This window comes from Halanaerobacter jeridensis (genome assembly GCF_016908315.1).
GTDB classification, from domain to species: domain Bacteria; phylum Bacillota; class Halanaerobiia; order Halobacteroidales; family Halobacteroidaceae; genus Halanaerobacter; species Halanaerobacter jeridensis.
Genome location: NZ_JAFBDQ010000015.1, coordinates 33406 through 54147 on the forward strand (window position 1 = coordinate 33406; position 20742 = coordinate 54147).

Annotated in this window: 20 protein-coding genes and 1 riboswitch; of the genes, 1 reads left to right on the forward strand and 19 read right to left on the reverse strand. The window is 35.3% G+C overall.

What is annotated here, in order from left to right:
• Positions 1 to 4 precede the first annotated feature (4 nt).
• From moaC to JOC47_RS15935, 10 genes are all read right to left on the reverse strand, one after another.
• Positions 5 to 898: a cyclic pyranopterin monophosphate synthase MoaC gene (moaC, locus tag JOC47_RS12460; protein ID WP_204702416.1), complete on the reverse strand. Its 894-nt coding sequence runs from the start codon at positions 896 to 898 to the stop codon at positions 5 to 7.
• Between the two features lie 2 nt (positions 899 to 900).
• Positions 901 to 1878: a GTP 3',8-cyclase MoaA gene (gene moaA / locus JOC47_RS12465; protein ID WP_204702417.1), complete on the reverse strand. Its 978-nt coding sequence runs from the start codon at positions 1876 to 1878 to the stop codon at positions 901 to 903.
• Complete coding sequence (locus JOC47_RS12470; protein ID WP_204702418.1) at positions 1871 to 3772, reverse strand: molybdopterin biosynthesis protein; 1902 nt, start codon at positions 3770 to 3772, stop codon at positions 1871 to 1873. Before JOC47_RS12470 ends, moaA begins: the two co-directional genes overlap by 8 nt.
• A 65-nt stretch (positions 3773 to 3837) precedes the next feature.
• Positions 3838 to 5079, reverse strand: coding sequence for a molybdopterin molybdotransferase MoeA (locus JOC47_RS12475; RefSeq protein ID WP_204702419.1), 1242 nt, complete (start codon positions 5077 to 5079; stop codon positions 3838 to 3840).
• A gap of 49 nt (positions 5080 to 5128) precedes the next feature.
• Complete coding sequence (locus tag JOC47_RS12480) at positions 5129 to 5836, reverse strand: energy-coupling factor ABC transporter ATP-binding protein (RefSeq protein WP_204702420.1); 708 nt, start codon at positions 5834 to 5836, stop codon at positions 5129 to 5131.
• Positions 5836 to 6528: an ABC transporter permease gene (locus tag JOC47_RS12485; RefSeq protein WP_204702421.1), complete on the reverse strand. Its 693-nt coding sequence runs from the start codon at positions 6526 to 6528 to the stop codon at positions 5836 to 5838. The genes JOC47_RS12480 and JOC47_RS12485 overlap by 1 nt, the downstream gene beginning before the upstream one ends.
• A gap of 101 nt (positions 6529 to 6629) precedes the next feature.
• The gene (locus tag JOC47_RS12490) at positions 6630 to 7487 is read right to left on the reverse strand and encodes an ABC transporter substrate-binding protein (protein WP_204702422.1); all 858 of its coding nucleotides are present in this window, start codon (positions 7485 to 7487) and stop codon (positions 6630 to 6632) included.
• 226 nt (positions 7488 to 7713) lie between these two features.
• Positions 7714 to 8382 (reverse strand): HesA/MoeB/ThiF family protein, encoded by a 669-nt coding sequence (locus JOC47_RS12495; protein ID WP_204702423.1) that lies wholly within the window; start codon positions 8380 to 8382, stop codon positions 7714 to 7716.
• A gap of 79 nt (positions 8383 to 8461) precedes the next feature.
• Positions 8462 to 8695: a MoaD/ThiS family protein gene (locus JOC47_RS12500; RefSeq protein ID WP_204702424.1), complete on the reverse strand. Its 234-nt coding sequence runs from the start codon at positions 8693 to 8695 to the stop codon at positions 8462 to 8464.
• Positions 8696 to 8706: 11 nt separating this feature from the next.
• On the reverse strand, positions 8707 to 10443 hold the full coding sequence (locus JOC47_RS15935) for an aldehyde ferredoxin oxidoreductase C-terminal domain-containing protein (protein WP_204702425.1): 1737 nt from the start codon (positions 10441 to 10443) through the stop codon (positions 8707 to 8709).
• A gap of 7 nt (positions 10444 to 10450) precedes the next feature.
• Positions 10451 to 10580, reverse strand: a riboswitch (molybdenum cofactor riboswitch).
• A 500-nt stretch (positions 10581 to 11080) separates the two neighbouring features.
• On the opposite strand from JOC47_RS15935, the gene JOC47_RS12510 reads away from it, so the two are divergent.
• Positions 11081 to 11539 carry a cupin domain-containing protein gene (locus JOC47_RS12510; protein WP_204702458.1) on the forward strand — a complete coding sequence of 153 codons (459 nt, stop codon included), beginning with the start codon at positions 11081 to 11083 and terminating at the stop codon, positions 11537 to 11539.
• Between the two features lie 49 nt (positions 11540 to 11588).
• On the opposite strand, the gene JOC47_RS12515 is transcribed toward JOC47_RS12510, so the two are convergent.
• From JOC47_RS12515 to JOC47_RS12555, 9 genes are all read right to left on the reverse strand, one after another.
• Positions 11589 to 12449: a DUF6920 family protein gene (locus JOC47_RS12515; protein ID WP_204702426.1), complete on the reverse strand. Its 861-nt coding sequence runs from the start codon at positions 12447 to 12449 to the stop codon at positions 11589 to 11591.
• A gap of 121 nt (positions 12450 to 12570) precedes the next feature.
• A complete protein-coding gene (locus JOC47_RS12520) occupies positions 12571 to 13371 on the reverse strand; it encodes an alpha/beta hydrolase fold domain-containing protein (protein WP_204702427.1) in 801 nt (266 codons plus the stop codon).
• 375 nt (positions 13372 to 13746) lie between these two features.
• A complete protein-coding gene (locus tag JOC47_RS12525; protein ID WP_204702428.1) occupies positions 13747 to 13941 on the reverse strand; it encodes a YwbE family protein in 195 nt (64 codons plus the stop codon).
• 35 nt (positions 13942 to 13976) lie between these two features.
• Positions 13977 to 14999, reverse strand: coding sequence for a tRNA (adenosine(37)-N6)-threonylcarbamoyltransferase complex transferase subunit TsaD (gene tsaD / locus JOC47_RS12530; RefSeq protein WP_204702429.1), 1023 nt, complete (start codon positions 14997 to 14999; stop codon positions 13977 to 13979).
• A 414-nt stretch (positions 15000 to 15413) separates the two neighbouring features.
• Complete coding sequence (gene rimI, locus JOC47_RS12535; protein ID WP_204702430.1) at positions 15414 to 15857, reverse strand: ribosomal protein S18-alanine N-acetyltransferase; 444 nt, start codon at positions 15855 to 15857, stop codon at positions 15414 to 15416.
• 15 nt (positions 15858 to 15872) lie between these two features.
• Entirely contained in the window at positions 15873 to 16577 is a 705-nt protein-coding gene (gene tsaB / locus JOC47_RS12540; protein WP_204702431.1) for a tRNA (adenosine(37)-N6)-threonylcarbamoyltransferase complex dimerization subunit type 1 TsaB, read from the reverse strand.
• On the reverse strand, positions 16558 to 17028 hold the full coding sequence (tsaE, locus tag JOC47_RS12545; protein ID WP_204702432.1) for a tRNA (adenosine(37)-N6)-threonylcarbamoyltransferase complex ATPase subunit type 1 TsaE: 471 nt from the start codon (positions 17026 to 17028) through the stop codon (positions 16558 to 16560). Before tsaE ends, tsaB begins: the two co-directional genes overlap by 20 nt.
• 102 nt (positions 17029 to 17130) lie before the next feature.
• Positions 17131 to 19464 (reverse strand): tetratricopeptide repeat protein, encoded by a 2334-nt coding sequence (locus JOC47_RS12550; protein ID WP_204702433.1) that lies wholly within the window; start codon positions 19462 to 19464, stop codon positions 17131 to 17133.
• A gap of 66 nt (positions 19465 to 19530) precedes the next feature.
• Entirely contained in the window at positions 19531 to 20703 is a 1173-nt protein-coding gene (locus tag JOC47_RS12555; protein WP_204702434.1) for an amidohydrolase, read from the reverse strand.
• Between the last annotated feature and the right edge of the window lie 39 nt (positions 20704 to 20742).

Below are 20742 nucleotides of genomic sequence, written 5' to 3' on the forward strand. Positions count from 1 at the left end.
CCTTTTATAATAAAACCTCTAATCTATCGCCAGTTTTTAGTTCTCCACCTTCTAAGACCCTAGCAAAAATTCCTTCTTGATACATAGCAAGGTAATGGTCTTCCATCCTCTGGTCATCTTTTCCAATTTGCTTTATCTCTAAAATAATATCTGAACCTAACTTCAATTTAGTACCTAACTGCAACTTAAACAAATCTATTCCTTCAGTAATTATATTAGCCTCAAAAGTACCTAATTCCACTTCAGGATTAGCATATTTAGTCACTGAATCAACGGCTAAGAGACTCACTTGATGTTTTCCAGTTTGAGCATGAATATCACCTTCTAAACCATAATCCTGCTGGATTGTAACCGACTCTATTTTCTCTTTAGGTTGACCACGCTCATCTCCCCGATAAATAGCAGCTATCTTTCCTACTAATTCATCAGATAGATAAGTCCCACTCTTACCACCTGTTTTCTTTAATAACTTAATCTCGCCAATTTCCATTGCTTTATCAACTGCTTTACACATATCATAAATAGTCAAGGCAGCCGTTGAGACAGCCGTTAATGATTCCATCTCTACTCCTGTTTTAGCAGTTATTTTAGTAGTAGCTATAATCTCTATAATTCCTTCTGTATCTATAATCTTAAATTCAATATCAATCCCACTTACCGCTAATGGATGACACATCGGAATCAAATCTGGAGTCTTTTTTACTCCCATAATTCCTGCTACACGAGCTACTTCTAGCACATCCCCTTTTTCTATTTCATCATCTTTAATCAATTCTAATGTTTTAGCACTAACTTTAACCTCTCCTTTAGCTACCGCAATTCTTTTAGTATCTTCTTTTTCGCTCACATCAACCATTCTCGACCGACCCTGCTCATCAAAATGACTAAATTTATCCATTTTTAGCCCCCAATCTGAGACATATTTGTTAAAAACTCTGTCTCATTATTTAAAGAATGACCAACAGGTTTTTGCCCTACTGCTGCAATGAATTTATTTTTAATTGCCTCTTTGCCTTCTGCTAAGGCTTCACTTAAATCTATCTCCTCTTCGCTAAATAAACAAGGTCTTAATTGTCCAGTAGCAGTTAAACGCAGGCGATTACAATCACTACAAAAATGATTGCTAATTGCATTAATAAAACCAATGGAACCTAAACTATCTCCTACCTGATAATAATAAGCTGGACCATTTCCGGTATTAAATTCTGTCGGGAGTAACTGTTCTTCTTTCTTAATTATTTCTTTAACTTTATCAATTCCTAAGTAACGTTTTTCCTGTTCTAGTTTCTTATTTCCCGAAGGCATAAATTCAATAAATCTGACATGGACATTATATTTTTTACTTAGATTAACAAAATCAAGTATTTCATCATCATTAATGCCCTTCATCACTACTACATTAATTTTAACGGGAGCTAATCCCACCTCTAAAGCAGTTTCAATTCCAGTTAGAACTTCTTGATATTGCTCAAAACGAGTTATCTTTTTAAATTTCTCTTCTTGTAGCGTATCCAAACTAATATTCACTCGCTCTAAACCAGCTTTTACTAACTCTGCACCAGATTGAGGTAGTAAAATACCATTAGTTGTCATTGCAATCTCTTCAATCCCAGCAATTTGATTTAACATCCTTACTAAATCAGGCACTCCTTTTCTTACTAAAGGTTCTCCCCCAGTTAACCTAATTTTCTTAATCCCGAGATCTGCTCCTGCTGCAACTATTTCTGCTATCTCTTCATAACTTAAAATTTCATCATGAGAGATATTCTCTACTCCTTCAGCCGGCATACAGTAACGACAGCGTAAATTACATCTATCAGTAATTGAAATCCGTAAATAATCTATTATACGACCATATTGATCACTAAATTCAGTCATTCTCCATCACCTGCCCTGTTTTAGCTGTTCGATAACCTGATAAAGAAAGCACTTCTTCTTTAAATTGCTGACTGCGAATTACTTCTAATAATTTTTGGATCCGCTTATCGTTCTCATATTTTTTAGGAATTATCAAGTCATATCTCTCTTCAGCCACGGGAATAAACTCCAGATCAAAGGCCTGAGCAGCTGCTAAGACTCCTAGCCCTACATCTGCACCTCCATTTGCTATTGCTGCAGCTAAAGTCATATGGGTATATTCCACTCGGTCATAACCGTTGATTTCTTGTGGATTAATCCCAGCTTCTTCTAATTTATAATCAAATAAAACTCTTGTCCCTGCTCCTCGCTGACGATTAATAAATAACAGGTCACTAGTTGCTAAATCTTTAATCTTCTGTAACCTATCAGCATCTTCTTTACGCAGCATTAACCCCTGCTGACGGTAGACCAAATTTACTAAGTACGTATCGCGATTAGGTAGGTGTTTCTCAACATAAGCATGATTATACTCTCCTGTCTCAGTATCAAGCAAATGTGCTCCAGCTAAATGCGCTTCTTTTCTCTTTAAGGCTGTTAAACCTCCAAGACTTCCAGTCGATTTAGTTATAAAATCAACCTTCTTTTGGGCCAACTCATTCTTCACAATATCCAAAGTTAAGTCATTACTGCCGCTCATTACTAAAGTATCTGCAGGATGCATTCCTTCATTTAACAGCTCCACTTCCATCTCTGCACCCCGGGTAACTCCTTCGCTAAATTCTGAAATAGCCATTAATCCATCAGCCTCGACCAAAGAACCCATCTGTCCTGAAGCTCGAGCCAAAGGGACTGCCCTCTGTTCTCCCTCTAACTGAGTTAATTTCACCCGCACATATTCTCGAGCCCCCAACTTAGAAACGACTTTTGCAGCTGATTTAGCAGTTACCTTTTTAACTTCCGGTACCTCATCTCCTGCTAATTGATACAATAAGGGACGTACAAACAATCTAAAAGTTAAAGCTGCAGCCACAGGATAACCAGGCACTCCTATTACCGGAGTATTTCTAATCGTTCCTAAGACTACTGGGCCACCAGGTTTCATACTAACCCCATGCACTAAAACTTCTCCTAAATCATCTACAATCTGAGCAGTATAATCCTCTCGTCCCGCTGAAGAGCCAGCAGTAATAACTACTAAATCTTTCTCTGCAACTGCTTGTTCAACCTGAGTTTTAATCAGTTCATAATCATCAGCTATAATCTCTGTTTTAACTCCTCGCCCGCCCCATTGTTCAGCTAAATTACATAAGACATGGGAATTATACTCTATTATTTCTCCTGGTTCTAAAGAAGTTCCAGGCTCTACTAATTCTGTCCCCGTCGGAATTATTTCTACAACAGGCCGATGGTAAACTTCAATTTCAGTCACACCACCTTCTAATACTAACCCAATATCATGCGCAGTTAATTTATGATTCGTAGGCAGAATTAACTCTCCCTGAACTAAACTTTCTCCTACTGTTCTAATATTCTGCCAGGGAGTAGCCCCCACTTCAATTTCTACTCTATCTTCGGCAACTTGGTTCACATCTTCAATCATAATTACAGCATTAAACTTATCAGGGACTGCTTCACCGGTGTCAATCATTTGATAATCTGTTCCTTGTTCTAAACTAATTGGATTCTTTTCCGAAGCTCCTGCTGTATCTGCAGCTACAACAGCAATACCATCCATTGCTGAAGCATGATAATGAGGCGCTGATAGATTTGATCTGATAGCTTGTGCTGTAATACGTCCCCGAGCTTCTCGTACATCTATTGTTTCTACCGCAGTTTCAATTTCTAAATTGTCATACCATTTATCTTGAGCATCCTCAACTGCTATATTATCTAAATATATATTCCGCTCCATATTTTACCCTCCCTAACTATCTTCATGCTAATTATCCTCAAGCATCATAGCTTTAACCACTACTCTTAATCAAATAATATTACCGGAATCATACCTCCTTGCTTAACTCCTTCAGTCCCTAATCCAACTTTAGCTAAGCCATCTGCTTCCACCATTGTCGTAATCAAGCTCGATTTACCCAGACTAGGAGTAGCCCACAACTGATTATCTCTTTCTTCTAAACTAACGCGAAAGTACTCTTCACGCCCTGGGGCAGATGCTACATTGCGGCTCAATTTGGCCGAAACTTGACTTTGCACTTTAATCTCTGCTTCTTTTCTTCCCGCTAACTTTTGGATAATCGGCACTACCACTATTTCAAATACAACCATTGCAGAAGTTGGATGCCCTGGCAAACCAATTACTGGAGTATCATCTATAATAGCTAAAATAGTTGGCTTACCCGGCTTAATAGAAACTCCATGAACTAAAACTCCAGGCTCTCCTAACTCATTTAAGACTTCAATAGTTAAATCTTTTATACCTACTGAACTCCCTCCAGATAAAATAATCAAATCACTTTTATCTAATTGAGCTTCTAAATTAGTTATTAATTCCTCTTTTCGATCACTAATAATACCGCCATAATTAACAGTTGCTCCCAATTTAGTAATTCGACTTCCTAGAGCATAAGAATTAATATCTCTAATTTCACCCATTTCCGGCTCTTCTTCCGGCGGAATCAATTCATCTCCAGTCGAAAACACAGTCACTTGTGGAACAGCAAAAACTTCTACTTCGGTAATCCCAATTCCTGTTAAAGCACCTATATCTTGCGAACGCAGCAAGTGACCTTGAGCTAATAAAGAATCCCCCGCTGCTATATCTTCACCCTGCTGAACAATATTTTCCCCCACTGCCACAGACTTAGTAACTTCAATCTCATCCTCTTCCATTTTTTCGGTATATTCAACCATTACCACAGCATCTGCCCCAGGTGGCATCATCCCTCCCGTTGGCACTGCAACTGCTTGTCCAGAATTAATCTTTGTTTCTGCTTTTTCTCCCATCTTTACTTCTCCTACTACATCTAAATAGGCAGGTAAGTTTTCACTAGCCCCAAAGGTATCTTCTGCTTTTAGAGCATAACCATCCATTGTAGAACGTGAAAAGGGAGGTAAATCAATCTCACTTTTAAGATCTTGAGCTAATATTCTACCCCCAGCTTCTGTAATTGCAACTTTCTCAGTTGTTAACTCACTATTTAATCCTTGATTTAAAGTTTCTATTGCTTCATCTATTGCAATTAAGTTCATTAATTCCGACATAAAAATTCCTCCTCACACTGAAACTCATTATTTAGTGAATTCTATTCTGCTATACATATCTCAAAAGTTCTTCACGCTGTTCAAAAAATTCTGCAGGTGTTTCATGAGTTACCTTCTCTCCTTCTTTCATAAATATAATCTCATCTCCTAAATTCTTTGCTTGATAAAAATTATGAGTGATTAATACAATTGGAACCCCAGCTTGCGACTCTTCTTTAATTATTTTTTCTACTAACTCAATACTCTCTAAGTCAAGACTAGTATTAGGTTCATCAATAAAAATAATCTGAGGGTCTGTAACTAAAGTTCTAGCAATTGATACCTTCTGTTGTTGGCCCCCAGATAATGATTTAGCATTTCTTTCTTTTAAATCAACTATACCTAATCTATCTAAAGTACTATCTACCTTATCTTTGATTTTATCTTCTGAGTAGTTTCTAAACTGGAGACCTAAAGCAACATTATTGTAAACAGAAGCATTATATAGCAATGTCTTCTGCCAAATGAATCCTATCTGGCGGCGAAAGTTCAAACTATTTTCTTTATTAATAAGCTCTCCTTGATAATAGACTTCTCCCTTATCAGCTTCTTCTAAACTGCTTAAGATCTTAATTAAAGTAGTTTTCCCACTACCATTAGGGCCCATTAATGCTAAAACAGTACCGGCTCTTACTTCTAAGTCAATAGCATTCAGTACTTTTTGATTATCATAATATTTTACTATATTCTGGACAGTTAAGATTATTTGTTTCTCCATCACGTTCTAACCTCCTGGAAGTAATGCAGTACTAAATTTATAGCTAAGGCAATAGTCATTAAAATAATTCCTAAAGCTAAGCCAAAGCCAAACTCCCCTTTGCTAGTTTCCATGGCAATAGCAGTTGTTAAAGTTCTAGTTACTCTTCTAATATTTCCTCCTACCATCATTGAGAGACCTACTTCTCCAATCACTCGCCCATAAGCTGTAATAACTGCTCCTAAAATACCAAATCTAACTTCTTTAAATAATAAAATCATAGCCTGCTTTTTAGAGGCTCCTAATGATAAGGCAGTATCAATAATCTTATCTTCAGATTCTTTAATTACATTTAACGATAGAGTAACTACAATTGGTAGAGCTAAAATAGTCTGTCCCATAATAATACCTAGCGGAGTATATAATAATTCAAGGTTACCCAGTGGCCCTTGATTGGAAATAAAAGAAAACACAAGTAATCCTACTACTACAGTGGGCAAACTTAATAAAGTATTTAAAATAGTAATTATAATACCTTTACCTTGGAAGTCATAATGAGCCACTACAAACCCCAGGGGAATTCCAAGTAGCGATGCTATCAAAGTAGAACTAGTAGAAACCATAATTGATAATAAAGCTATCTCTCTTATCTCTGGATTTAAATTGAATAATAATCGTAATGCTGCACTCAATCCTTCCAAAATGTAGTCCATTTAAAAACTATCCCCCTTTAAACTTAATCAAATATAATTTTAAAGCATTAGAGTTATAAAGTCAGCAGTAAGATTTTACTGCTGACTTTAGCTGCTTAGATTTAAAGTTTTAAAGGATTGAATAGTCTTTCGCCGTCCATTTTATAATCTCTAATAATCTTTTGCGCCTTTTCAGAAACTAAATAATCAATAAAGGCTTGAGCACCTTCAAAATTTACATCAGGATGCTTATCAGAATTAACTGCTATTACTCCATACAGATTATAAAAAACTTCATCCCCTTCAGATACAATTTCTAAATCAATCTTATCTCTAAACGCTATATATGTTCCGCGGTCACTTAAAATATAGGCATCCTTTTGGTCTGCTATAGTGATACTTGATCCCATACCTTGACCAGTCTCTTGATACCATTCACCGCTAGGGTCAATTCCCGCTTCTTCCCAGATGCCTAATTCTTTCTTATTAGTTCCTGAATTATCCCCACGAGAAATAAAAGTTGCTTCTTCTTCAGCAATTGTTCTAAAGGCTTCTAACGCATCGGTTGTACCCTTAATATTAGCGGGGTCATTCTTTGGTCCTAATATCACAAAATCATTATACATAATTTCTTTTCTATTAACTCCATAACCGTTTTCCACAAACCTTAACTCAGCTGGTTTAGCATGAACCATTAGTACATCAGCATCACCATCTCTACCATGTTGTAAGGCTCTGCCAGTTCCTACGGCTACTACATCAACCCGATAAGAATACTTTTCTTCAAAAGCCGGTATTAATTGTTCTAACAAACCAGAATTTTCAGTACTAGTAGTTGTTGCTAAGATCAATCTCTCTACTTCTTCCCCATCATCACCTCTAAAAATATCCAACAGTCCTGCTTCAGAAACTTGTGTCTGAGCTACAACAGTAACTACTACCATCACCATTACTAAAATAGCCATTTTCTTAGTTCTCATAAACTTTATCCCCCTCTTAAATTTATTACAGAAAGGAGGTTTTTTAATATAAAAAACCAATCCACCGACAGAACTAGGCAGATTGGCCCTTCCTGTCTTCTTTCCACAATGGGAGGGCCAAAAAATTGACCCCTAACGGCTAGCTTGCTTAATAGCAAGAAGCTCGAAGACGGTAAAACATAGGTATTAAATTATAAATAAATGCAATATTAATATTAAGTATAGATTATAGCTCAATTTCATTTATTGAATAATCATTTAGATCAATCAGTAATAATTTGTTCTTTAAATTATTTTCTCTACCTAAAATAATTTTAAGCCCCTCAATTACCTGTAAGGAGGCAATCACAGACACAACAGGAGAGAAAGCTGGAATTACTTCATTATCTTCTTTTTTTCCGCCCACTATCTCTTGCAAACTAGGGGTTTCATCAGGAACAATAGTAGTAACCTGACCATACCACGAATCAATTCCACCGTGAATCAGTGGTAGATTATATTCAGCTGCTAAACTCTCTAATTGATATCTACTAGCAAAATTATCAAGAGCATCTAAAACTAAATCAACGTCTTCTGGAATTTCAGTTTCTGCACTAATTTCTTCTATAATAGCTGTAACTTCTGTCCCTAAAGCAAATTTATCTAAACTCTCTTTGGCAGTCGGTGCCTTAAATTTACCTATATCTTCTTGACCATATAACACTTGACGATTCAAATTAGACATCTCAATTTTATCACTATCAATTAAATATATTTTATTTACTCCCACTCGCTGTAATTCTAAAGCTTGATGTGTACCTAAACCTCCTACACCTGCTATTAATACAGTTGAGTTAGAAATTATATCTAATTCTTGCTTAGTAAACATAGGCTTTTGGCGCTCTAAAAAATCCATTAGAAAAACCTCCATAACAAGATAGAAAAAAGGATAAAGGATAATAAGCATTACCCTCTATCCTTTTTTTTATTTATCTTTATCCACCACCTACAGGAGGAAAAATACCAACTCTATCTCCCGCTTCTAAAACTGTATTCCTACTACCGTGTCTGCCATTGACTTTCACGATTAAATCTTTCTCTTCAGGAATATCTAGCTGTAGAGCCAAGTCATCAACTGTAGCCTCATCCTCTACTTCTACTGTCATCTGATTTTGGCCCTCGGGCATTAATTCTTTTAAAGTCGCAAACAACTTAACTGTTACTTTCATCTTTATCGCTCCTAATCTAATTCGCCATAAACTTCGTCAAGCTCTTCACCAGTTATATCAAATTTAACATTATGCGGTGGTACTGCTTCTTCTTCAAAGAATTTAGGTAAGCGATCATCGGCATTAGTAAAGCCAGCTCGCTTATTAAAATCTCGCTCTGTCTTTAGAATTGATTTACCTAAATCAAATACATCACCTAATTCTAACTCTAAACCATACTGGGCATTAAGCATATCTACTACCTGTGGTAGTGCTTTATCATTATCTAAAATTGCAAAAGCAGCAAAGACACATAATCCAGTACTATCTACTGATGCTGTAGCAACCTGTAAATCTCTAGATAAGTCAACTTGTCCTTCTTTACTTAATGGATCAACAGTACCTCCAATATCAAGAATATTAGAAGTTACAGCATAACCTGCAGTATGATCAGCTCCCATAGTACTTGTCGCATAAGTTACACCTTGTCCCTTAACTGCTCGCGGATCATAAGCAGGGATACCTTGATTTTTCACTACTGGGACTCGATCTGTACCGAAGGCTTTGCCAGTAAATCCAGCTCCATTACCAATGATGCGACCAAGAGGAGTTCCTTTGCCAATCTCTTTTAAAAGATCAATGGCACCTTCAGGGTCTCCGAATTCAATAACTCCTGCTTCCATTGCCACTCCTATAGTCACAGCCATTTCTATTGTATCAACACCGATATCATCACAGATGCGGTCCATTTGGGCAATCGCATCTATATCATCAACTTCAGCATTGGCCCCAAAACCCCAAATTGTTTCATATTCAAATCCAGCAGTTAAATAATCGCCATCTTTATCATTATAAACTTGAGAACACTGCATTACACAGCCAGGATGACAGCCATGAGTATTCTTTCCACTGCGTTCTTTGATTATGTCTGCTACTTCTTCTCCACTAATTTTATCTGCGCCTTCAAAGCGCCCCTTACGGAAGTTTTTAGTTGGTAAACCACCTGATTCATTTAAAATATTAATTAATACTGCTGTCCCATAAGCAGGTAGCCCTTCACCACAGACCGGATGATTTAATAAGGACTGAGTGAAATCTCTAGCCGCCTCAATAAATTCATCTCTATTATCCATGTATGGACCTGGAGCACCATCATCATCAATTACAATTGCCTTAATTCCTTTGGCCCCCATTACTGCACCTGTACCACCACGTCCACAGTGCCGAGTTGGATGACCTTCAGGGTCAGATACAGCAATTGAAGCAGCCTGTAACTTATATTCTCCAGCTTGTCCAATTGACATTACACAAACATCTTCTCCTAATTGACCTTGAATACTTTCCATCACTTCATAATTACCTTGACCCATTAAATCATCAGATACATCTTCTAATGCAAGTCCATCTTTATTGACCTTCAACACATAAAATTGACCCTCTTCTGGTTGCCCTTCAATTATGATTGCTTTTATCTGTAATTTACCTAATTTTTGGGCTGCCGTTCCACCAGCATTAGACTCCTTAATACCTTCAGTTAGTGGACTTTTAGTACCTACTGATAGTCGTCCTGAACTAGGTGCCATAGTTCCAGATAATAATCCAGGTGCAATTACTAATTTATTCTTCTCACCAATTGGATTACAATTAGGGTCTACTTCATCAGCAATAATCTGCGAGGTTAAACCACGTCCTCCTAAAGCTGCATATTCTTCTTTAACCTCTTCTTCACTTACTTTCCCTTCCGTCATATTAACTCGATAAATCTTCACTTTAACCCCTCCTTAATATATTTCTCCTTTCCAAGCACGGGAGGTCTTAAGATTTCTCTCAAGGCCTAGCGGTGTTTCTTCCTAGAAATTAGTAGTAAATTTCCCTTAGAAGATAACACTCGGAGGTGATAGTTGATTTAATTTTCTGAAAATTAAGACAAATAATATTGCAAAAACTAAATATAGATTATATATTTTTAAAACCTTATTAAGAATTATAAAAGTTATGGATAGATGATATTTTCAATAGTTTTAATAAAAGTTATAGAAAAAATAGAAACTGATGGAGAGATAATATTAGTTTCTATTTTTATTATATGGAATTAATATGTATAATTCGACTTAATGTAAGTATATTATAACACTATACGACATAAAGTTCAAGATATACCAATATTTTTATTGCTTTATCAAACCTATATATTTTGTAGAATTATTTTTCCTATCTCTTAATTTCTATCTTTTTTTACAAATTCCTTTAAATTAATTAATTCACTATTTAAGAAATTAAAGCTACTATCCTCATTAACTATTCCATCTAAAAAATATCAAATTCTTAATTATATCTTAATCTAAGAACTAATCTTCAACAACTAACATATAATATTAAAAAAATCTTAGGAGAGGAATGATTGTTATGTATGATGATTATATTATTAACCCCCGCAATCCCCGTCATAAAACTAAGTTAAAGGATTATGGCTTATGTCCTTTTGTCATTAATATTCAAGAAGCTACCAGGCAAAATGACTATTTTAGAATTGCTTTATGGACAGGTGAATATTTACAACTTACTTTAATGAGTATTAATCCCGGAGATGATATAGGATTAGAACTCCACTCTAATCTTGATCAATTCATTCGGATTGAACAGGGGCGAGGAACTGTGATGATGGGCGATAGAAAAAAGCAGTTAGATTTCAAAGCAGAAGTTTATCCCGGCTATGCAATATTTATTCCGGCAGGCAAATGGCACAATCTTGTCAATACAGGTCGCAAACCACTGAAATTATATTCTATTTATGCACCACCAGAGCATCCTCGAGGTACAATCCATAAAACTAAGGAAGATGCTGAAGAAGATCATCACGATTAATGAATTTAATAATTAGCTAACTTCAAGAATTAATTCTTGAAGTTAGCTTTTATTTTCTTTCAAACTTGAAAGCATGATTTTTAAGTTGATACCATGTGAAATTTTCACCATCAATAACCCAAGTTACATCAATTAAATGCGGGATTTTTAACCCGTCAACATTGATATATCCTTTAATTTCACCAACACAAGGTAGCCTTTCAGCATCTGCATCACTTTCTTTATAACGCATAGCTTCTATCTTAGTCAGTTTTCCATCTTCTTCAAAGTAAAAAGTAGCCTCAACAGACATTCCAGCATAAGATAGTACTGCTTTTGCACTCCGTTGACCAATTGCTTCCCAAGTTATATAGTCTTCAAGGGCTGCAGTGGGGTACCACATTAGTTCTAATAAAAAGCGATGCAGTGCTGATTCATTTAGTTTGGGAGTATCACTTACATTAACTACCGGAATTAAAGATCCAAGCCGAATTTCCATAGAACCTTTACCTTGGTAAAATAAGTCTCGTCCTTTAGTGTGAATTAGAGGCAGCATAGATAGATTAACATGCCACAAATATCCAGGCTCATCTACTCTAACATATTGCTTAGCTTCAGCATCTATCCAATTTTTTTGGTCAGGTTTTAATTTCATTTTTCCTCGCTGAGAAAAAGTTACTGCCTTAATTCTTTCTTGTCTTACTACACCGACAGATTTCAGCCATTTTTTCACCGGTGATGGTAGATTAGCTAAATCTTCTTCTCGAATTACTGGTGACTCTTCTGGCTGGGATGATTTCATTAATAGTTCTTTTTCTCTAGCGATTTTATTTTTGAACTGCAAGTTTCCAATTATCACAGCTAAGATAATTAGGACGATTATTATAATTAAAATGACCCACCAATAATTCATTAACAACTGTTTGATCATTTTGTTCACTCCTGTCTATTATGAAGTTACTACATTATTCAATACTTCATTTGAATAGTCAATTCCTTTTTACTGGTGAGCAAATCTTTAAAAAATTATTTTCAAATTTAATCTTCTCTCTTTAGATTTGATTTTTATCAATTCTAATTAACCAATCTCTCATTGCTTCACTTTCTTCTTCATCCAAAAATAATTCCACTAAATCAGAATGATGTCTGCTTTTTTTAATCTCTAATTCAACTTCTGTTTTACTTGTTGATTTAACTTCTTCTATAAATCTTAGCGAATGCTTTTTAGGCACTAAAGGATCTTTAGCACCATGAATACAAAAAACAGGCGTTTTTAGCTCTTCTTCCACATAATTAATTGGATTTGCCTTTTTTCTCTTATCTGGAGTAGGTACAAATCCTGATAATAGTTTTTCGGCCCTCTTACTTACACAAGGCAGAGAAAGGTCTAAAGGACCACTTATAGAAAGAAAACCTGTGAAATCATCTTGAGCTATTTCATAACTTGTCTGTTTTCGCTTATTTAATAGAAGTAAAGCACCTAATTGCGCGCCAGCAGATTGTCCAACAATAATTAAATTATTCTTCTCAATTTTAATTTCTGCCACACTCTTTTTACAAGCTGCAAATATATCATTTTCTTGGCTAGGGAATCTGAACTCAGGTACCAATCTATAAGCAGGCATGATAGTAGAAAACCCATGTCTTGCAAAATAATAAGCTATAAATTTGAAGAATTCAGGATTGCCTTTATTCCACCCGCCGCCGTGAATAAAAAATATAGTAGAATTTCGTTTTTCTTTTTCAGGCAGAAGATATAATAAATACTGCCTCTCATGCGGACCATAGCTGATTTTTTTACTATTTAGTTTATTTCTAATCTTATAATTTTTAATTTTTGCTCTAATAAACAAAGGAATTAACGATAAATATTCCTCTACTTCCCATTTAAAAATAGTTTATACCCCCCCTCTAAAGAAATAAATCTAGCCCGCTAAGACTAGATTTGAAGGCTTACACAATTATCTTTAAATCCTTATTATGTTGGATACTGCAGACAGAAGGTTTCAGGATTGTTGTTATCGCAATATATGTACATTTCAATCCTTATTATCTTGGATTACTCTACTATAATCCATTGCGAATTAAAAATCCCATACTGACAACTCTCACAGTGATTTTTATATCACTTGAAATGGCATTTCCTCTTCTGCATAATCAGTATATTTATGCAGATATAATCTTCTATTCAATACCTTTGATTCAATTTCTAATATTTTTTCTTATTTTTAAGATTTAATCTTTTGCACTCTACCAACTACTCCACTCTCAAGACGAACCTTAATTCCGTAGGGATGTGTGGCCGAATTAGTTAGAATATCTTTTACTACTCCATCCGTTAGTTCACCTGATTTTTGGTCTTTTTTTTGTACAACTGATACCTTCAATCCAGGTTTTATATTTTTTCTCTTTTTTCCATCCATATTATCACCTTCCTCTACTAAAATTTATATTATATTTACTCCCCCAACTGCAAATTCGGTTCTGCGTTCAAATCATAACCTGCTGCTTCCTGATTTTGCTGCCAATTGAAATAGCCTGCACTAGCAATCATAGCTGCATTGTCAGTACAAATTCTAGTTTCAGGATAGTAAAGTTCCTTACCTTGTTCTTCTAACTTCTCCTGCAGTTGTTCTCTCAACTGACTATTAGCTGCTACTCCTCCGGACAACAATACATTATCGACACCTTTATCATCAGCCGCTCTCATTATCTTGGCAGTTAAGACATCTACAACTGCCTGTTGAAAACTAGCTGCTAAGTCAGCTTTATTAATTTCTTCACCGCGCTGTTTAGTATTATTAATATAATTTAAAACTGCTGTTTTCAGACCGCTAAAACTGAAATCATAGCTTGAATCATTAATCATCGGCCGAGGTAAATCAATCGCTTCTGGATCTCCTTTTTTAGCCAACTTATCAATCGCAGGTCCGCCGGGAAAGCCAGCTTCCATCACTCGTGCCACCTTATCAAATGCTTCTCCTGCTGCATCATCTATGGTCCGACCAATAATCTCATAGTCGCCTAAATCTTCAAAATAAAGTAAATCAGTATGTCCACCAGAAACCGTCAAACAGACTACTGGTGGTTCCAATTCGGGATGAGAAATAAAATTAGCATAGATATGTCCTTCAATATGATTGACTGCAACCAAAGGAATATCATGAGCATAAGCAATAGACTTAGCCGCAGAAATACCAACCAATAAACCACCGACTAAGCCCGGGCCAAATGTCACAGCCACCGCCGATAAATCAGCAAAGCTAACTCCTGCTTCTGCCAAGGCTTCATCAATCACCGGATTCATCAATTCCACATGCTTTCGCGAAGCAATCTCCGGTACTACACCACCAAACTTACGGTGCCAATCAACCTGCGAAGAAATAATATTCGACAGTACTTCTTTACCACCTCGAACTACCGCTGCAGAAGTCTCATCACAAGAACTCTCAATTCCTAATGTTAAAAACTCTTCACTCATAACTTGTCACTCCCGTATATGTAAACAAATTCTGTCACCTACATCACAACTTATACCTTCAAACTTTTATGTATTAAATGTTTTTATTTGCCTTTTATGTTTTTTCGCTTCACTAGCTTTAATGTTTTCTGTCTCAATATTTTTGCCTTTAATCTCTTCTTTTCACTTGTCTTACTGTTTACTCATTACTCTTTACCATTCTTACTCTTTACTGTTTACTCATTACTATTCTTACTCTTTACTGTTTACTCTTTACTGTTTTACTCTTTACTTTTTCTAATTGCTAGTTGCTGTTTGATGCTTAGTTGCGCCCTCCGTGTTTTTAAAGTTCAAAAAACACTTCGTACAGCCCTATACTCTCTACTTAGAGCTTTATGATCTGCGCAATCTATATGCAGTGTTCTTTACTAATTACTATAATTGTTTCCACATCACAATTGCATCTTCACCATTATCTTTATAATAACTTCTCTTTTTAGCAATCTTAAAAAAACCCTCTTTAATATACATCTGTTGAGCTTTTTTATTGGAAATTCGTACCTCTAAACTAGCTTTTTCCTTGCCCATTTCTTTAGCTCGAGCTAAGAGATTATGCAAAATCTCTGTAGCCAGTCCATTCTTTCTATATTCCATCTTCGTAGCCAAAGTAGTGATATGAATCTGCTCATCCAATAGCCAGCAGCCAATATAGACTACAATTTCATCCTCTAACCCTCCTACTAAATAAAGAGCAAAAGGATTATTCAATTCTTTCAAAAAAGTTTTATTCGACCAAGGGCTAGGAAAGGCTTCTGCTTCAATTTTTGATACTTCTTCCAAATCGCTTTCCTGTAATTCCCTTATCTCTAAACGATTCACTAATAGAACCTCACTTTAGTTGTTTTTAGCTTCCCATTCAATTTCTGCTTGCGAACGTTTTAAATAGTTAGGTTTTAAGGCGTATAATTCATCTTCTTGCCCAGCAGTTAATCTAGACCAAGCTAAATCTCCTACTACTCCTGCACGAGGAAGATTAAAACTATGCTCTATAAATTTAGGCTGCTCAATTTCAGCCTCTATTTGCTCTTGATATTCGCTAACAATTTGACCGACAAAATAAATTTCTTCTTCAATCTCTTTTAATTCTGCTAATAGATCATCAATCTCTAATAACGATTCTGTAGTTTGAGCTGCAAATTCATCTCCTGCTCCTGCCCCTTGATAAAGAGCACTAAAGACTCGATTACGTCGCGCATCAATCATAGGACAAATATAACCACTTACATACTTTAATCCTGCCGCCAATACTTCCAAAGTAGAAATACCGACAATCGGCACTTCCAAACTCTGGGCCAAGCTCTTCGCAGCCGCAACACCAATCCGCGTCCCAGTAAAAGAGCCTGGACCCACAGTCACAGCAATGCCATCTAAATCATCCTTATCATAGTCACACTTATCCAGCACATCAACCACAGCCGGCATCAATCGCGGCGAGTGGTTTAACTGTAAATTCAATAATTCCTCTGCAATTAACTTTTCATCATTAATTAAACTAACACTACCTACTTTAGTCGAACTATCAATTGTTAAAATCAACATCTTGTTTCAGCTCCGCTACCAATCCAATATATTTATTAGCCTGAGGAATAAATCTTACTTCTCGGTCATCCCCTTGGCCTTGAAAATGAATATCCAAATAATTATCCGGCATCAAACTACCTGCCTTATCAGGCCATTCAATAATAGCCACTCCATCACCATAAATATATTCTTCAAATCCTAAATCATACAATTCATCTTCTTCATGAATTCGATATAAATCTAAATGAATTACCTTTAACTCACCACGATACTCATTAACCATCTTATAAGTAGGGCTAGTTACAGGTGCAGTCACTCCTAACCCAGCACAAATACCTTTAGCAAAAGTAGTTTTTCCTGTTCCTAAATCTCCTTGCAGACAGACAATATCTCCTGGATTTAATTTAGAACCTAATTTTTTACCTAATTTAATAGTTTCTTCTTCACTACTCGTTTTTATTTTCAACATATTTTTCTACCTCCCAGCTACATTTTTATTCATCAATTAATACTGTTTAATTTTAATAATTCAATATTGAATTGTCAACCTTATTCGAGCCTAATCTCCAAATTAAGCCTTCACTTCATTTATTACTGCAATTACTTCTTGTAATAAACCCTTAGTTTTATCATTGACTCCATGTTTAGCTAGTTCTAATTTATCATTTTGCTTAGTTACAGAATAGAAAAGACTTAAATAAAAATAAGGCGGTTGATATTGATAGTTCTCTGACATAGAAGCTTGATATTCAATTTTAGCTTCATCAAGTTCTCCTTGTTGCCGCAATTGATTTCCTTCAATCAAATTAATTCTACCTGCTACATACTGTTTATAATACTCTTTCTTCCATTCTGTCAAATCATAACTTAAATCTATAATTCTTTCCCCTTTTTCAATAGCCCCTAATTCAACTACTTCTGTTGCTTCTTGTCGCGCTAAAGAAAATTTATCCATTAACAAATAGCTAACAGCTAAATTATAGCGATTGCTAACTGAAGAACTCTCAGTAACCGAATTAGCAAAATAAGTTGCTGCTTCTTCAAGGTTACCATTAGAAAATTCAATCTCGCCCATTAAATTATAAATCTGAGCTTGAGATTTCAAGGGCAGCAACTCTGCTATTTTTTCTTCCTGCTCTTGTTTTATCTTTTTAAAATACATTGTACCTAAATGTCTATATAATTTATCTCTTTGTCGTGAAGTAAGCAAGTCTTCTTGCTGTAACAAATGATGTAATACTTCAATAGCTGTTTCAGGATTATACTTTTTAATAATATCTGTGATTCGGGTATATAATTCTTCAGAATCTCTTTCTCCTAAGACCTGACTGAAAATTTTAAGTGCTTGCTCAGTTTCTCCCACAGCTACATAATTTTCTGCTAAACGTAGTCTTACATCTAAATCATTAGCAGCCCGGTTAGAGATAGTTTGATACTCCTCTAAGGCTAACTCATATTTTTTCTGTTCAAAGTATAAATCTGCTAAACGTTTATGATTCTCTAAAGAATCTTCTAAATAAATCACATAGCGATATAATTCTTCTGCTTTCTCATAATTTTTAATCTCTTTATAATAATTAGCTAACTTAATATAAGCCCAAGTATCTTTTGGTGCTAAATCTACAGCTTTCTGATAAGCATCTGCTGCTTTAATAGTTTTACCAGTTTTAAGATATATATCCCCTAAATAGATTCTATAATCTTCATTTTTAGGCGCTAGATCAATTAATTTCTTAATTGTCTTTTGAGCTCTTTCTAACATATATAGGTCATTGTTTTTATTAGCTAAATTATTATAGACCCAAAATAGTTTTTCCAAATACTTTTCATTTCCACTATCATAGGATATAGCTCGTTCTAGATAACTACGGGCTTGATCTGTATTACCTGACTGCAGTTGCAATTCTCCTAATAAATAATGAAGTTCTGCATCATCATAATTTACCTGTAAGGCAGCCTTGATTTCACCTAATGCTTTACTAAATTGACCCTGCTGTTGATAAATCTTAGCTAATTTTTTACGATATGCAATCTTATCTTCCCGGCTAATTGCCTGCTGTAAAGCAGAAATAGCTTTTTTAGTATCTCCATTCTTCTGATATAAATCACTTAGTTCTACATACAATTTATCTTTTTGATTACTATTTTCTAATTTTTGCTGTAATTTATTAATTTTAGTCTGATAATCTGTTTCAAACCCTTCTAAGAAATCAAAACTAGTTAATCCTAAATTAACCTGCCAATTTTGATAATTTACTTCTAGTACACTCTGTCCTACAGAATCAGTAACTACTATCTTAGTTGGCATCCACACTTCTTCGGCAAATAATTCAAAATCATTATAACGAATGGTAGCTACCTTAATATTACTACCATTAAATACATCTACTTTTCTAATCGTCAAATATTCTTGGTCAATATAGACACGCTGGGTAGAAAAAACATTTTGTAGTTCAACAATATAAACATCACGCTGTTGATAAGTTGCTTCGCCTAATAACTTCATATCATATAATTGATTAGTCATATTTAATGGATTTTTATAATCAGTTTGTACTGCTAAAGGTAAGGAAGATTTTATCGTTTCATAATCAGGTGGCAGATAAATCCAAGGGATTGTATTCAATAATAAACTTTTCTCTCCGGCAGGGATACTAGTATCCCCATGGTCTCTAGTCATTGACCTTGTTTGCGACTTCATAATTTGAGTTCGCGAATTAAAAACTTCATCATTTAAATAAACCTTAGTTACTACTGTACCCTTAAAATCTTTAATCACCTCTAATTGTTCCACTAAGTCGTCTATTAAATTTTGCGGAGTAATCTGTTTCTGCTGGGCTTGAACATTTGTTAGGGGCACTAACAAAGTTAACAATAATAGCATAATTATTATCTGTTTTTTCACATCAAATTCCTCCCACTAGCAAATTACTAATTGCACTATCATAATATTATATATTCAATAATTATTTTAAAAGTCCTTTATCCGCTCTAAAGTTAAAGTAATAAATAAAATAACCCCTAATTTTAGAGCACTTTCATCAAAGTTGAATTTAGAGTTATGAGCATCATAATAATCCATTGTCTCGCCCCCAGCCCCTAATCTAAAGAACACTCCTGGTACTTCCCTCAAATAATAAGCAAAATCTTCTGCTCCCATTGAAGGACGAGGTAAATACTTAATCTGATTAAAAGAGTCTACTTCTTTTAATTTAGGTACCATTTCTTCTACTAATGGTGTGTCATTAATCAATACTGGATAACCAAAATTATAATCCAATTCATAATCAGCACCTTGGCTAGTTGTAATTCCTTTAATCACTCTTTCAATTTTGTGCGGCATTTGCTCTCTTAAATCAGGGTCAGTAGTCCTAACTGTCCCTGTGATTTGCACTTCATCTGCAATTACATTGCGCCGATAACCACCTTCAATAGTACCTAGATTAATCACAGCTGTATGATGAGGGTCAATCTGACGGCTAATCACTGACTGCAGAGAAGTTACAATTTCTCCGGCAGTATAAATAGCGTCAATTCCACGTTGGGGGGTAGAAGCATGACCACTTTCTCCAATCACCTTTAAATTTATTTCATCAGCTGCTGCAGAAACTGCACTTTTTTGGACCCCAATTGTACCCGTTGGAAGTTGATTGTTAATATGTAGCCCGAAAATATTGTCTACCTCTGGATCAGTTAAGACCCCTGCTTCAATTAGAGGTTTAGCACCACCAGGTCCTTCTTCAGCTGGTTGAAAGATGAATTTTATCGTTCCTGCTAAATGGTCTTTGAATTTTGTTAGTACTTTAGCAGTTGCTAGTAAAATTGCTGTATGACCATCATGTCCACAAGCATGCATGACACCCTCATTCTGCGATTTATAATCTACATCTGTTGCTTCAGTAATCGGTAAAGCATCCATATCAGCCCGCAGAGCAATGGTCGGGCCAGGAGCAACTTTTAAGGTAGCTACAACTCCAGTTGTAGCTACCTCTTCTACTTCTAAACCTAATTGACTTAAGTAATTTTTAACTTTTTTAGCTGTTCTATGTTCGGCAAAACCTAATTCAGGATGGCGGTGTAGATCTCTACGCAAAGCTGTCAATTCTTCTTCCATCTGGTTCACAAAATCAATTATTTTTTTCACAAGCAACACATCCTAAATAAAAAATTTTAAGCTCAAATA

Excerpts from the sequence above, each read along its gene's own strand:
- JOC47_RS12480 (WP_204702420.1), bottom strand. The coding sequence starts at position 5,836 with ATGGAGAAACAAATAATCTTAACTGTCCAGAATATAGTAAAATATTAT.
- JOC47_RS12475 (WP_204702419.1), bottom strand. The coding sequence starts at position 5,079 with ATGTCGGAATTAATGAACTTAATTGCAATAGATGAAGCAATAGAAACT.
- JOC47_RS12510 (WP_204702458.1), top strand. The coding sequence starts at position 11,081 with ATGTATGATGATTATATTATTAACCCCCGCAATCCCCGTCATAAAACT.
- tsaD (WP_204702429.1), bottom strand. The coding sequence starts at position 14,999 with ATGAGTGAAGAGTTTTTAACATTAGGAATTGAGAGTTCTTGTGATGAG.
- JOC47_RS12470 (WP_204702418.1), bottom strand. The coding sequence starts at position 3,772 with ATGGAGCGGAATATATATTTAGATAATATAGCAGTTGAGGATGCTCAA.
- JOC47_RS12490 (WP_204702422.1), bottom strand. The coding sequence starts at position 7,487 with ATGAGAACTAAGAAAATGGCTATTTTAGTAATGGTGATGGTAGTAGTT.
- JOC47_RS12515 (WP_204702426.1), bottom strand. The coding sequence starts at position 12,449 with ATGATCAAACAGTTGTTAATGAATTATTGGTGGGTCATTTTAATTATA.
- JOC47_RS12485 (WP_204702421.1), bottom strand. The coding sequence starts at position 6,528 with ATGGACTACATTTTGGAAGGATTGAGTGCAGCATTACGATTATTATTC.
- tsaB (WP_204702431.1), bottom strand. The coding sequence starts at position 16,577 with ATGTTGATTTTAACAATTGATAGTTCGACTAAAGTAGGTAGTGTTAGT.
- moaC (WP_204702416.1), bottom strand. The coding sequence starts at position 898 with ATGGATAAATTTAGTCATTTTGATGAGCAGGGTCGGTCGAGAATGGTT.
- JOC47_RS12525 (WP_204702428.1), bottom strand. The coding sequence starts at position 13,941 with ATGGATGGAAAAAAGAGAAAAAATATAAAACCTGGATTGAAGGTATCA.
- tsaE (WP_204702432.1), bottom strand. The coding sequence starts at position 17,028 with ATGTTGAAAATAAAAACGAGTAGTGAAGAAGAAACTATTAAATTAGGT.
- JOC47_RS12500 (WP_204702424.1), bottom strand. The coding sequence starts at position 8,695 with ATGAAAGTAACAGTTAAGTTGTTTGCGACTTTAAAAGAATTAATGCCC.
- moaA (WP_204702417.1), bottom strand. The coding sequence starts at position 1,878 with ATGACTGAATTTAGTGATCAATATGGTCGTATAATAGATTATTTACGG.
- JOC47_RS12495 (WP_204702423.1), bottom strand. The coding sequence starts at position 8,382 with ATGGATTTTTTAGAGCGCCAAAAGCCTATGTTTACTAAGCAAGAATTA.